Origin of the sequence: Pseudomonas sp. GL-RE-29 (assembly GCF_019947275.1) — a bacterium.
In the GTDB taxonomy this organism is placed as follows: Bacteria; Pseudomonadota; Gammaproteobacteria; order Pseudomonadales; family Pseudomonadaceae; genus Aquipseudomonas; species Aquipseudomonas fluorescens_A.
In genome coordinates this window covers 1-12,186 of sequence record NZ_JAGYGD010000003.1, presented here as the reverse complement: position 1 = coordinate 12,186, position 12,186 = coordinate 1, and the positions used below count along the sequence as shown (strand labels likewise).

Sequence of the window (12,186 nt, the reverse complement as noted above, 5' to 3'; positions counted from 1 at the left end):
TTTCAATGCATTTGGCACGAAACCAGCTAGCGTATCAGCGACCTGATCTCAAAAAGCCTGCCGCCCCAACCAGATCTGGATCTAGAATAAGTAGTGGTAAACTTGATGCCCTGCTTGACCGGGAAATCCAGAGGTTTTCAGCACACGGTTCTGACAACGGACACCCCCCATGGAAATAGCACGACAATTCATTATCCATGAGACCGCTCACTGGATACTCAACCATCACATGTCGTCAAAGCTCCCTGGCTATCTGGTGCTCGGGACGCGCTACAACACCCGTTCGCTGGCGGATCTGCCCGAGGGCGCTTTGGCCGAGATGGGCGTGCTGCTCGCCAGGGTGCAGAAAATCCTGCAAACAGAGTTCCAGCCGAAGTGGCTCTACATCAGTCGATTCGGCCACGACCCGGGCTTCCCCATCCACTTCCACTTCATTCCGGTGTACTCATGGGTCGAAGAGCTGTTCTGGAAGGATGAGCGGTATCGGCTGCTGAAGAACTTCGGTGCCGGCGCCAACGCTCATTCACTGACCGATGGCGCGGAAATGACCCTGTTCATCTGGCGCGAATTTGGTGAGAGCCCTGAACCACCGTCTATCCAGGGGCCGTCGATCGAGCAAGTCATCGACCGTCTAAGGCTGGCGTTCAACCCACCGCTGGCGGTGAGTCGCGTAGCCGTCATGGGTGAACGCACGCCCACCATCCAATAGCTTATTTAACCAGCCGTTTTTCCTTCGACGGCCTGTAACCGAAATACGAGCTGTAGCACTTGCTGAAATGGCTGGGTGAAACAAACCCGCAAGCCACCAGCACATCGACCTGCGACAGTTCGGTGTGCTGGAGCAACCGACGCGCCTCGGTGATCCGCAACTCCATGTAATACCGCTGTGGGGTCGTGCCCAGCTGCTCCCTGAACAAGCGCTCGAGTTGTCGCCGGGAACGGCCGGCGTAAACCGCCAGTTGTTCCAGTTCCAGCGGCTCCTCGAGGTTGGCGTCCATCAGTTTCACCACCTCGCGTAAGGGCGCGCTCACACAGATATTTTCCGTCGGTTTGATGCGCCGGTACCGCGACTCCTCGAACGCCAGGATGTCCTCGATACCTTCGACCAGGGCTTTGTCGTGCAACCCCTTGATCCAGTCCAGCGCCATGTGGAACGCGCCGGACGGACTGGACGCCGTGAGCCGGTCGCGATCGATGATGTAGGGCTCACTGCTGACTTGCGTCGCCTTGCAGAACTCGGCCAGCGCCGGACGGTGTTCGGGGTGAATGGCGCAACGGTAACCGTCCAGCAGGCCTGCCTTGCCCAGGAACCATGCGCCGTTCCACAACCCGGCCAGACTGACACCCACTTCTGATGCGGTCCTCAACAGGCTGACAAATCCTTCATTGGCCTTGAGCTCCGTCCGGTAACCGCCGCAAATCACCAGCAGATCCAGTTCTTTGATTTCTGCACAATCGAGACGGGTATCCGGCCGAATCACCAGTCCGAGATCGCTGACCACCTCGCCCTCGCTCAAACCGAACGTTCGGGATGAAAACGAGCCCGGTCGCAGCAGGTTCGCCGTGACAATGGTGTCCAGCGCCTGGGTAAACGCCGGCAGCGAGAAATGTTCGAGCAGCAAAAAGCCTGCCCGAACCGTTCGCAGATCGCCTGAATGTTCATTGAGATAGCGAAGGTTTTTGCCCTTCATGCCTCCGCTGAATTGCCGTCTTTCGATCAATGCCCGACCCACCACGTTACGCCGTTGAACTGTAAAAATGCCTGTGTCGCGAGGCGCCATTGTGCGATGGATCAGGCCAGCTGAAAACCGTGACGCAGAGGGTGCGTCAATCGATACGTGACACTGAACCTGTGGCGAGGGAGCTTGCTCCCGCTGGATGGCGTAGCCGTCCCTTTTTTTGGGGCCGCTTCGCGTCCCAGCGGGAGCAAGCTCCCTCGCCACAGGACGGGTAGTTTATTCGAAGGGTTCACCGCCTGTAGGACGTTTCCATATGCTCAATAAACATGGCGAAAACCTGCGCGTTTAAACGCCCGCAACGTTACTTCATGAAAGCTACAAGACCTTGCGCCGTTGCCTACGGTTACGCCAGAATCCGCCGGCTTGTGCGCCTTGGGGCTCCTCGGTAACTTGATTCGTGTCACTGCCCATCAGTGATCGGGTTTAGTAGCCCGTGGTTTTAATCCGAGACGTACAACGCTTCCACCAGTCAGGCTTTGCGCCTGCATTCTGATGGTGGCTGTACGCAGGGCGCCCTTGGGCGCGCCGGCTTCGAGGATTCCCCGGTCTACTAACCTGCGTGCAGCTGCCACCCTTTCTTTAGTAGGGATGGGTGATGGCCCAATTCAGGAATCCACAGCATGTTCAAGGTAACGCCAAACCCGCCGGACACCGATCCAGCATCCCCATACGAACCCGACTCAAACAAACTCAACGAAGCCGCCGAGCGCGCCCTCGACTTTCACTTCCCCTCGATTGCCGACATCAAAGCCACACCGCGAACACCCAGTACCCTGTTTTCCGTTGACCCTGAGGCGGATACCGAAACCCTGATGGTTTATCTGGTCGAAACCCTGGCCTCGGTCGATGTGATGGTCCATCAATTGGTGGACCATCTGGACGGTGGGTCGCGCAATGCGCTGCTGGGTACTTCGAACAGCGTGATGCTGGCCGAAATTACGGCGAATCGGGTGCTGGATCAGATAGATCCACCTGAGCAGATGTAGAAGATCAAAAGATCGCAGCCTGCGGCAGCTCCTACAGGGGTAACGCGTAATTCCTGCGATCTTTTGAGTCCGATGCGTTTACGCCACGCCCTCCTCCATCACATCCTCCGCCCAACTGATCGCCGCCACCACGGTCGGGAAACCGATCGTGCTGGTGAGTGCGATCAGGGTGTGGCGGATCTGCTCCGGGGTTGCGCCGGCTTCCAGTGCGCGCCGGGTGTGACTGTGCACGGCGCCTTCGGAGTGAATCGCCGCGGCGGCACCGAGCTGGATCAACTGGACCACTTGCTCGTCCAGCGGACCGGCGTGACGCACAACGGTACCCAGGGCTTCCACCGCATCCAGGTAATCCGGGTATTGCTGCTTGAGGTTTCGGTAGGTGTTGTGCGCTCTCTTCTTGGTCATTGTTTTCTCCTCGCGAACCTGTGCCGGGCTGCTCGCTTGAACACATTCCCGGCCCTGTTTTACCCGATAGATAAAGGCTTCGATCAGCAAAACTTGCGAAAAGCGACAGTAGGCTAAGCTTAGTGCAGCTTATTGCTCACGATGCTCGCATCTGCAGGTTTTGGGTTTTTCTGGAGAGCGTCTGCAACAGCTATTTCAGACAGGCCCACACAATTTGCGCAGGACTTGCCGTGATGACGAAGCCTCTTCTCAGTTTCGACGAACTCAAGCGTGCTGCCGCCTCCGGCGAAATCGATACCGTTCTGGTGTGCATGGTCGACATGCAGGGGCGACTGGTCGGCAAGCGATTCCAGGTCGAGTTTTTCATCGACAGCGGCTATGAAGAAACCCACTGCTGCAACTACCTGCTGGCCGATGACATCGACATGGAGCCGGTGCCCGGTTATGCCGCCGCCAGTTGGAGCAAAGGCTACGGCGACTTCGTGCTCAAGCCCGACATGAGCACATTGCGCAAGGTGCCCTGGCTGGAATGCACGGCGTTGGTGCTGTGCGATGTGCTCGAACACCACCATCGACAAGACTTGCCCCACAGCCCCCGCGCCATCCTGAAAAAACAGATCGAGCGCCTGCGTGAACGCGGCTACACCGGCATGTTCGCCTCGGAACTGGAGTTCTACCTGTTCGACGAGAGCTACGAGTCGATCCACAGGCGCAACTACTACAAGCCGAAAACCGCCGGGCACTACATCGAGGACTACAACATCCTCCAGACCACCCGCGAAGAGCCGGTGCTGCGGGCGATTCGCAAGCATCTGCAAGCGTCGGGCATTCCCGTGGAAAACTCCAAGGGCGAATGGGGGCCAGGCCAGGAAGAGATCAATATCCGCTATGCCGATGCGCTGACCATGGCCGACCACCACGTCATCATCAAGCACGCCTGCAAGGAGATCGCGCAGCTGCAGGGCAAGGCGATCACGTTCATGGCCAAGTGGCGTTATGACGCCGCCGGTTCCAGCAGCCATATCCATAACTCGCTGTGGGACAAGAACGCCAAGAAGCCGCTGTTTTTCGACGCCAAGGCCGAGTTCGGCATGTCGAAACTGATGCGCGCCTGGGTCGCCGGACAGCTCAAATACGCCAACGACATCACCTGTTTTCTCGCGCCCTACATCAATTCCTATAAACGCTTTCAAGCCGGGACTTTCGCCCCGACCCGCGCCGTGTGGAGCCGCGACAATCGCACCGCAGGTTTCCGCTTGTGCGCCGAAGACAGCAAAGCCATTCGCATCGAATGTCGCATTGGCGGCGCCGACCTCAACCCTTATCTGGCCTTCGCCGCGTTGATCGCTGCCGGGCTCGCCGGGATCGACGAGAAGCTCACCCTCGACCCTCCCTTCGAAGGCGACGCCTACGTCGACGAAAAATTGCCCGAAGTCTCCAAGACTCTGCGTGAAGCCAGTGCGGCCCTCAAGGGCTCGAGCATGCTGCGCGAAGCCTTCGGTGATGAAGTGGTCGACCACTACGTGCACACCGCCGAATGGGAACAGAAGGAGTACGACCGGCGGATCACCGATTGGGAATTGCAGCGCGGTTTTGAACGTTACTGAGACCATCATGACTTCGACGATTCAACTGATCTCCCCGGTCGACGGCCGGGTCTATGCCGAGCGCCCCTTTGCCGATGCTGCGCAGATCGAACAGGCGTTGGCGTCTGCCGCCGTTGCCCAGGCGCAATGGAAACGCCGCCCCCTGAGCGAACGCTCGGCTTTTTGCAGCGCCGCGGTGGACGCGATGCTGGCCATGAAGGACGAAATCGTCCCGGAACTGGCCTGGCAAATGGGCCGACCGGTGAAATATGGCGCGGGTGAACTGCGCGGATTCGAAGAGCGCGCGCGGCACATGATCGCCATTGCGCCTGAAGCATTGGCAGCGGTTGAGCCCACGCCCGTTCCCGGTTTTCGCCGGCATATCCAACGTGAACCGCTGGGCACGGTGCTGGTGGTCGCGCCGTGGAATTACCCGTATCTGACCGCCGTCAACACGGTGATCCCGGCGCTGATGGCGGGCAACGCGGTCATCCTCAAACACGCTTCGCAAACCCTGCTGGTGGGCGAACGTTTTGCCGAAGCCATGCGCCGCGCCAAGCTGCCTGAGGGCCTGTTTCATCACCTGCTGCTCGGCCATGACCAGACTGCCGCGATTATTGCTTCCGGACGCGTGCAGCAGGTGAACTTCACCGGTTCCGTGGAAGCCGGCAAGGCCATGGAAAGCGCTGCCACCGGGCGCTTTGTCGGCATGGGCCTGGAGCTTGGCGGCAAAGACCCGGCCTACGTGCGGGCGGATGCCAACCTCGACCATGCGGTGGAAAACCTGGTGGACGGCAGCTTCTTCAATTCCGGGCAAAGCTGCTGCGCCGTGGAGCGCATCTATGTCGATCAAAGCATCTATCCGGCGTTTATCGAGCGTTTCGCCGACTTGACCCGTCAGTACGTGCTGGGCAATCCACTGGACGAAGCCACCACGCTCGGCCCGTTGGTAACGCCGGGGGCAGCGGTGTTCGTGCGTGCGCAGATCGCCGAAGCATTGGCCCAGGGCGCCAGGGCGTTGATCGACCCGCAGGCCTTCCCCGCTGATGTGCCAGGCAGCGCCTACCTTGGGCCGCAGGTGCTGGTGGATGTCAGCCATCAAATGTCAGTCATGCGCGATGAAAGCTTTGGGCCGGTGGTCGGCATCATGTCGGTGGCCGGCGACGACGAAGCCATTGCCTTGATGAACGACAGCGAGTTCGGGCTCAGCGCCTCGATCTGGACCCAGGACCTCGCCGCCGCCGAACGTCTGGGCAACGAGATCGACACCGGCACCGTGTTCATGAATCGCTGCGATTACCTCGACCCGGCCCTGGCCTGGACCGGGGTGAAGAACAGCGGGCGCGGCGTCACCCTGTCGCGCCTTGGCTACGAACACCTGACCCGCGCCAAATCCTTCCATTTGCGCCACGAGATCTGAGCCATGAGCCTGACCGGAAACTGGAACTACCCCACGAGCATTCGCTTCGGTGTCGGCCGCATCACCGAACTGGCCGAAGTCTGTCGCAGCCAGGGTATCCAGCGTCCGTTGCTGGTTACGGACAGTGGCCTGGCGCGCGCGCCGATCACCACGGCAGCATTGGAATCCATGCAGGCTGCCGGTCTCGGCGCTGCGCTGTTTTGCGACCTCAAGCCCAATCCAGTCGAAGCGAACCTGGCCGGAGGACTCGACGCCTGGCGTGCAGGTCAACACGATGGCGTGGTGGCCTTTGGCGGCGGCAGCGGTCTGGACATGGGCAAGCTCATTGCGTTCATGAGTGGCCAGATCCGCCCGGTGTGGGATTTCGAGGACATCGGCGACTACTGGACCCGCGCCGATGAAAGCCGTATCGCTCCGGTCATCGCGGTACCGACCACGGCGGGCACGGGCTCTGAAGTGGGCCGTGCAGCGGTAATCATCGATGAAGCAACCCACACCAAACGCATCATCTTCCACCCGAAAATGATGCCGCGCGTGGTCATCAGCGACCCGGTCCTCACCGTCGGCATGCCGGCGAAAATCACTGCCGGCACGGGCATGGATGCGTTGTCTCACTGCCTGGAAGCCTACTGCGCTCCCGGTTTTCATCCCCTGGCCGATGGCATCGCGGTGGAAGGCATGCGCCTGGTGACCCAAGCACTGGTGCGGGCCGTGCATACACCTTCCGACCTTGACGCGCGCGGGCAGATGCTCGCGGCGGCGGCGATGGGCGCCACCGCGTTCCAGAAGGGACTCGGCGGCATGCACGCCCTCGCCCATCCCATCGGCGCGCTGTACGACACCCATCACGGCATGACCAATGCCACGCTGATGCCCTATGTATTGAAGTTCAATCGAGCGGCCATCGAGGAACGCATCACGCGTTTGGCTGCTTATTTACGCCTGCCCTCCCCCGGTTTCGACAGCTTCCTGGCCTTCATCCTCAAACTGCGCAAGGACATCGCCGTACCGCACACGCTGTTTGAGTTGGGTGTGGATGACAAACAGGCCGACCTGATTGCAGACATGGCTGTCGTCGACCCCTCGGCGGGCGGCAATCCGCTGCCGATCACCCGGGCCGGCGCGGCGGAAATTTTCGATGCGGCGTTTCACGGCCTTCTCTAGAGCAGTCGACTGTCCAGGGTCGAATGGGCAGGTGTTATCGCGTGCAAACAGGAGCAGTACGACAAGGGGTTGAAGGCCACCCCATCCGGTACTTCGGGTGGATGCGTACCAAAACCTAAGGGGCACACACAATGAACCCAGCAAGCCAGCCCGGCACCGACGCGCAAGACGAAGACGTCAAGGTGCTGCACAGCATGGGCTATGCCCAGCAGCTCTCGCGACGAATGGGGGTTTTCTCCAACTTTGCGATTTCCTTTTCGATCATCTGCATCCTCTCCGGCGGCATCAACTCACTGGCCCAGGGCACCTCGGGCGCGGGCGGTGCGGCCATCGGCATCGGCTGGCCGATCGGTTGCCTGATTTCCGGGGTGTTCGCCCTGGCCATGGCGCAGATTTCTTCGGCTTATCCCACCGCCGGCGGCCTGTATCACTGGGGCTCGATCCTGGGTAATCGCTTTACCGGTTGGCTGACGGCGTGGTTCAACCTGCTGGGTTTGGTCACGGTGCTCGGCGCGATCAACGTCGGCACCTATTACTTCTTTTTCGGTGCGTTCGGACCGGCACTGGGCATGGAGGACACGACCACCACCCGGGTGATTTTCCTGGCGATCCTCACCGGCCTCCAGGCCTTGTGTAACCACTTGGGCATAGGCCTGACCGCCAAACTCACCGACTTCTCCGGCTATCTGATCTTCGCTACCGCGCTGGCGCTGACCATCGTCTGCCTGATCTCGGCCCCCAGTTACGAGTTCGCCCGGCTGGTGACCTTCGGCAACTACTCCGGCGAGGCTGGCGGCAGCGTCTGGCCACAGGTGTCCAACGGCTGGATTTTCATGCTCGGCCTGCTGTTGCCGATCTACACCATCACCGGCTATGACGCCTCCGCGCACACCTCCGAAGAAACCCGCAATGCGGCGATATCGGTGCCACGGGGCATGGTCATGTCGGTGGTCTGGTCGTTGCTGTTCGGTTGGGTGATGCTCAGCGCCTTCGTGCTGATGCTGCCGAACATGGATGAGGCGGCCAGCAAAGGCTGGAGCGTGTTTTTCTGGGCCATGGACACTCAGGTCAACCCGACACTGAAACTCGCGCTGTACGTGGCGATTTTCATCTCGCAAGTGCTCTGCGGGTTGGCGACCGTGACCTCGGTTTCACGCATGATCTTCGCGTTTTCCCGTGACGGTGGTCTGCCTTTCTCGAAGGCACTGTCCTCGGTGTCACCGACCTTTCGTAGCCCGGTGGCGGCGATCTGGACCGGTGCGACCCTGGCGGTATTGTTCGACTGGGGCTCGTCGGTGATCTCGGTCGGTGAAACGCCGGTCTACACCATCGTGGTGTCCTGCACGGTGATCTTCTTGTTCTTCTCCTTCGTGATTCCTATCGTGCTGGGCCTGTTCACTTTCGGGACGTCGAAGTGGCCGACCATGGGGCCGTGGAACATGGGGCGATTCTGGTATTCGGTGTTTGCCATTCTGTCGGTGCTGTCGATGGTGATCATTTTTGTCATAGGCATTCAGCCGCCGAATGACTGGGCGTTGTACATCACCATCGGGTTTCTGGTGTTGACGGCGATTGTCTGGTTCGGGTTTGAGGCCCGACGGTTTCAAGGGCCGCCGGTGGGGGACGTGATTGCCAGGCGGCAGGCTGAGATTGCGGCGGCTGAGGCGGCTTTGGATAAGCGCTCTTGAACCGGGTACGTATCCGATTTTTTGGTTCGACCTCGTTGTTCGATGGTGTATGCCGTCCCCTGCAGGAGCCGGCTTGCTGGCGATGGCGGTCGTTCAGTCGACATCATTGCGCCTGACACATTGCCATCGCCAGCAAGCCGGCTCCTACAGAGGTCCCTCAAGACGAAGCCGTCGCCTGCTGTTCAGTGGGCGGCGGCATTCCCCGACATCAGGCCATGCAGCACACCCAGCCTTAACCCTGGCTCGGAAGGCGTCATGTGCAGAACGCCGAACACCTTGAACGCAGCCAGCATCACCACCAGGCCGCCGGGCAAGATGCTCATACGATGGGTTTGCAAGCCCGCCAACTTGAGTTGCTTGACATGCCCGACTTCAAGCAGGCGCAAAGACAAACGCAACAGGCCGCTGTAGGTGATACCGTTTTGGCCATCGTCGTTCAGCCCATTGGCTTTCAGCACTTTGGCCAACATCCGTGCGGTACCCGACGAGCCTATCACCTGCTGCCACCCCAGCGCCCGATACCGGCGTGCAACCTTTTCAAACTGCAATGTGGCCACACGCTCGGCTTCGAGCAGCGCCTGGGCGGTGATTCGCCCTCCCGCAAAATACTGCGCACCAAAGGTGCCGCTGCCAATGGCAACGCTCTCGGTGAGAAAAGGCTGAGCGCCCTTGCCCAGAATCAACTCGGTGGACCCGCCGCCAATATCCACGACCAGTCGCATGCTCTCGGCATCACGTATCGTATGCGCAACGCCGGCATAGACCAGTTGAGCTTCTTCATGCCCGGAGATGACATCAATGCGAAAACCCAGGTGCCGCTCCGCGCTGGCGAGAAACAGTTGCGCATTGTCGGCTTCGCGGACTGCACTGGTCGCTACCGCGCGCACTCGACCCGCCTCGAAACCGCGCAGCTTCTTGCCGAATCGCGCCAGCGCTTGCCACCCTCGGTCCAGCGCCAGTTCATCCAGCGCTCCTCCCTGAAAGCCCTCCGCCAGACGAACCGGCTCACGCAGGGTTTTGACTTCCTGGATCATCATCCGCTGGTTTCGCTTGACCGACTGGCCAATCATCATGCGAAACGCATTGGAGCCCAGGTCAATGGCCGCAAAGAGATTGGCGTCGCCTTTCATGGGGGGATTCCTGGCAAATTCATCTGCCTGCAAAGGGAGTTCCACAGGCCGCTCAAGAGGGTTTGCGAGGATGTTGCCACGCGGTCGATGACACCCATGTGACACGGTCACGCGAAAAGTAATCGTGGCGAGGGAGCTTGCTCCCGCTGGACGGCGCAGCCGTCCCATTTTTGTGGCCGCTTCGCGCCCAAGCGGGAGCAAGCTCCCTCGCCACGGGTTCAGTGTCACGCCAACCTCAAACTCCATCGGCGTTGTAACTCATCCAGTCGCTGCGTTTCGTCTACCCTCAGAAGGCGCACTGCCGCGATCAGCGTGTATCCTCCGCATCGGCATTCTTGCGCTAATGAACCGGAGACGCTCCATGCTCAAACGTACCCTTGCTTTGGCCGTCGGCTTGACCCTGTCTGTCTGCACATTGTTGACCCAGGCCGCCGACACCCTGAAAGTCAGCGCCATTCCCGATGAGGCACCGACCGAATTGCTGCGAAAGTTCAAGCCATTGGGCGCTTATCTGGAGCAGAAATTGGGCATGAAGGTCGAGTTCGTGCCCGTGAGCGACTATCCGGCCGTGGTCGAGGCATTGGCCACCGACCGCATCGACATGGCCTGGCTGGGCGGTTTCACGTTCGTGCAGGCACGCCTGAAAACTGGCAATGCCATTCCGTTGGTCCAGCGTGAACAGGATGCCCAGTTCACCAGCAAATTCATTACCGCCGACCCAGCCGTCAAATCCCTGGCCGATCTCAAGGGCAAGAGCTTCGCCTTTGGCTCGGTGTCCTCGACGTCGGGCAGCCTCATGCCGCGTTACTTCATGCTCAAGGATGGCATCAAGCCGGAAACCTACTTCAGCCGCATCGGCTACTCCGGCGCCCATGACGCCACCGTCGCCTGGGTCCAGGCCGGCAAGGTCGACGCTGGCGTACTGAACGCCAGCGTGTGGGAAAAACTGGTCGCCGCGGGCAAGGTCGACACCACCAAGGTCAAGGTGTTTGCCACCACTCCAGCGTACTTCGACTACAACTGGACCGTGCGCGGGACCCTCGACCCGGCGCTGACGGCAAAAATCAAGGCCGCTTTCCTGGCACTCGATCCGGCGAAACCCGCGGACAAGGAGATTCTCGATTTGCAGGCCGCCAGCCGCTTCATCGAAACCAATCCCGAGAACTACAAGGGCATCGAGGAAGCCGCACGCGCCGCCGACCTGCTCAAATGACGTTGCGTTTGACCGGGGTCGACCTCACCCACGCCAACGGCGTGCAGGCGTTGCGTGGCGTGGACTTGCACATTGGCGCCAGCGAACAGGTCGCCATCATCGGCCCGTCCGGCGCGGGCAAATCGAGCCTGCTGAACTTGCTCGCCACCGCCCTGCGACCGAGTGGCGGCGAATTGCAGGTGCTCGGCGAACAGGCCTGGCAGCTTTCTGCCCGGCAACGGCAGCGTTTGCGCGCTCGTATCGGTTTGGTACATCAATCACCACCCCTGCCGCCCCGCCAGCGCGTGGTGACTGCGGTGCTGGCCGGGAAAATCGGCCAATGGGGCTTGGGCAAATGTCTGCTGAACCTGCTGCATCCGCTGGATATTCCGGGCGCCCGCGCAGCGCTGGCCCGGCTGGACTTGAGCGACAAATTGTTCGCGCAGTGCCAGCAGTTGTCCGGGGGCCAGCTTCAGCGTGTAGGGATTGCCCGGGTGCTGTATCAAGCGCCGGAAGTGTTGCTGGCCGATGAACCTGTCTCGGCCATGGACCCCGTGCTGGCCCAGCACACCCTGTCTGTCCTCTGCCGCCATGCCCGGCAGCACAACGTCACACTGGTCGCCAGCCTGCATGCGGTCGAGCTGGCCCTGGCGCACTTTTCGCGCATCATCGGCTTGCGTGACGGACAGATCCTGTTCGACCTTCCGGCCAGCGAAGTTGACCGCGAGTTACTCGACAAGCTCTACGCCAACGAGCAACTGCAATCTCCACCGGTCGCAGGGCGGTGGCGAGCAAGTTCAGCAGGCTCGATTTGCCCGCGCCGGACGGGCCGATGATGGCGACCTGTTCGCTGGCGCCAATGTGCAAGTCCACGCC

General features: G+C 60.6%; 11 protein-coding genes and 1 pseudogene. 8 read left to right on the top strand and 4 right to left on the bottom strand.

The genetic code is table 11. The features are described from left to right. The first annotated feature begins 169 nt into the window (after window positions 1-169). Window positions 170-709: a hydrolase gene (locus KGB21_RS03545; protein ID WP_052321282.1), complete on the top strand. Its 540-nt coding sequence runs from the start codon at window positions 170-172 to the stop codon at window positions 707-709. A gap of 1 nt (window position 710) precedes the next feature. Here the strand turns inward: KGB21_RS03545 and KGB21_RS03540 are convergent, their stop codons facing one another. Continuing rightward, window positions 711-1,691 (bottom strand): GlxA family transcriptional regulator, encoded by a 981-nt coding sequence (locus KGB21_RS03540; RefSeq protein ID WP_223503580.1) that lies wholly within the window; start codon window positions 1,689-1,691, stop codon window positions 711-713. A 668-nt stretch (window positions 1,692-2,359) separates the two neighbouring features. On the opposite strand from KGB21_RS03540, the gene KGB21_RS03535 reads away from it, so the two are divergent. Beyond that, on the top strand, window positions 2,360-2,725 hold the full coding sequence (locus KGB21_RS03535) for a DUF6124 family protein (protein WP_223503579.1): 366 nt from the start codon (window positions 2,360-2,362) through the stop codon (window positions 2,723-2,725). Between the two features lie 78 nt (window positions 2,726-2,803). On the opposite strand, the gene KGB21_RS03530 is transcribed toward KGB21_RS03535, so the two are convergent. Beyond that, on the bottom strand, window positions 2,804-3,130 hold the full coding sequence (locus KGB21_RS03530; protein WP_034150214.1) for a carboxymuconolactone decarboxylase family protein: 327 nt from the start codon (window positions 3,128-3,130) through the stop codon (window positions 2,804-2,806). Between the two features lie 233 nt (window positions 3,131-3,363). Here KGB21_RS03530 and KGB21_RS03525 point away from each other — a divergent pair, with 233 nt between their 5' ends. The 4 genes from KGB21_RS03525 (at window position 3,364) to KGB21_RS03510 (ending at window position 8,988) form a co-directional block, all read left to right on the top strand. Then, window positions 3,364-4,737 (top strand): glutamine synthetase family protein, encoded by a 1,374-nt coding sequence (locus KGB21_RS03525; protein ID WP_223503577.1) that lies wholly within the window; start codon window positions 3,364-3,366, stop codon window positions 4,735-4,737. Between the two features lie 7 nt (window positions 4,738-4,744). Then, window positions 4,745-6,136: an aldehyde dehydrogenase family protein gene (locus tag KGB21_RS03520; RefSeq protein WP_223503575.1), complete on the top strand. Its 1,392-nt coding sequence runs from the start codon at window positions 4,745-4,747 to the stop codon at window positions 6,134-6,136. Window positions 6,137-6,139: 3 nt separating this feature from the next. Next, a complete protein-coding gene (locus tag KGB21_RS03515; protein ID WP_223503574.1) occupies window positions 6,140-7,300 on the top strand; it encodes an iron-containing alcohol dehydrogenase in 1,161 nt (386 codons plus the stop codon). 131 nt (window positions 7,301-7,431) lie between these two features. Further along, entirely contained in the window at window positions 7,432-8,988 is a 1,557-nt protein-coding gene (locus KGB21_RS03510) for an amino acid permease (protein ID WP_223503572.1), read from the top strand. Between the two features lie 182 nt (window positions 8,989-9,170). Here the strand turns inward: KGB21_RS03510 and KGB21_RS03505 are convergent, their stop codons facing one another. Beyond that, window positions 9,171-10,118, bottom strand: coding sequence for a Ppx/GppA family phosphatase (locus KGB21_RS03505; protein WP_223503570.1), 948 nt, complete (start codon window positions 10,116-10,118; stop codon window positions 9,171-9,173). Between the two features lie 361 nt (window positions 10,119-10,479). On the opposite strand from KGB21_RS03505, the gene KGB21_RS03500 reads away from it, so the two are divergent. Next, a complete protein-coding gene (locus KGB21_RS03500; RefSeq protein ID WP_034150220.1) occupies window positions 10,480-11,331 on the top strand; it encodes a putative selenate ABC transporter substrate-binding protein in 852 nt (283 codons plus the stop codon). Beyond that, a complete protein-coding gene (locus KGB21_RS03495; protein ID WP_223503568.1) occupies window positions 11,328-12,146 on the top strand; it encodes a phosphonate ABC transporter ATP-binding protein in 819 nt (272 codons plus the stop codon). The genes KGB21_RS03500 and KGB21_RS03495 overlap by 4 nt, the downstream gene beginning before the upstream one ends. On the opposite strand, the pseudogene KGB21_RS03490 reads toward KGB21_RS03495, so the two are convergent. Beyond that, window positions 12,124-12,183, bottom strand: a pseudogene (locus tag KGB21_RS03490) (hypothetical protein); the annotation flags it as partial. The gene KGB21_RS03495 and the pseudogene KGB21_RS03490 overlap by 23 nt on opposite strands. Window positions 12,184-12,186 lie beyond the last annotated feature (3 nt).

Coding starts and splice junctions, on each gene's coding strand:
- KGB21_RS03545 (WP_052321282.1), top strand. CDS start 170: ATGGAAATAGCACGACAATTCATTATCCATGAGACCGCTCACTGGATA.
- KGB21_RS03540 (WP_223503580.1), bottom strand. CDS start 1,691: ATGAAGGGCAAAAACCTTCGCTATCTCAATGAACATTCAGGCGATCTG.
- KGB21_RS03535 (WP_223503579.1), top strand. CDS start 2,360: ATGTTCAAGGTAACGCCAAACCCGCCGGACACCGATCCAGCATCCCCA.
- KGB21_RS03530 (WP_034150214.1), bottom strand. CDS start 3,130: ATGACCAAGAAGAGAGCGCACAACACCTACCGAAACCTCAAGCAGCAA.
- KGB21_RS03525 (WP_223503577.1), top strand. CDS start 3,364: ATGACGAAGCCTCTTCTCAGTTTCGACGAACTCAAGCGTGCTGCCGCC.
- KGB21_RS03520 (WP_223503575.1), top strand. CDS start 4,745: ATGACTTCGACGATTCAACTGATCTCCCCGGTCGACGGCCGGGTCTAT.
- KGB21_RS03515 (WP_223503574.1), top strand. CDS start 6,140: ATGAGCCTGACCGGAAACTGGAACTACCCCACGAGCATTCGCTTCGGT.
- KGB21_RS03510 (WP_223503572.1), top strand. CDS start 7,432: ATGAACCCAGCAAGCCAGCCCGGCACCGACGCGCAAGACGAAGACGTC.
- KGB21_RS03505 (WP_223503570.1), bottom strand. CDS start 10,118: ATGAAAGGCGACGCCAATCTCTTTGCGGCCATTGACCTGGGCTCCAAT.
- KGB21_RS03500 (WP_034150220.1), top strand. CDS start 10,480: ATGCTCAAACGTACCCTTGCTTTGGCCGTCGGCTTGACCCTGTCTGTC.
- KGB21_RS03495 (WP_223503568.1), top strand. CDS start 11,328: ATGACGTTGCGTTTGACCGGGGTCGACCTCACCCACGCCAACGGCGTG.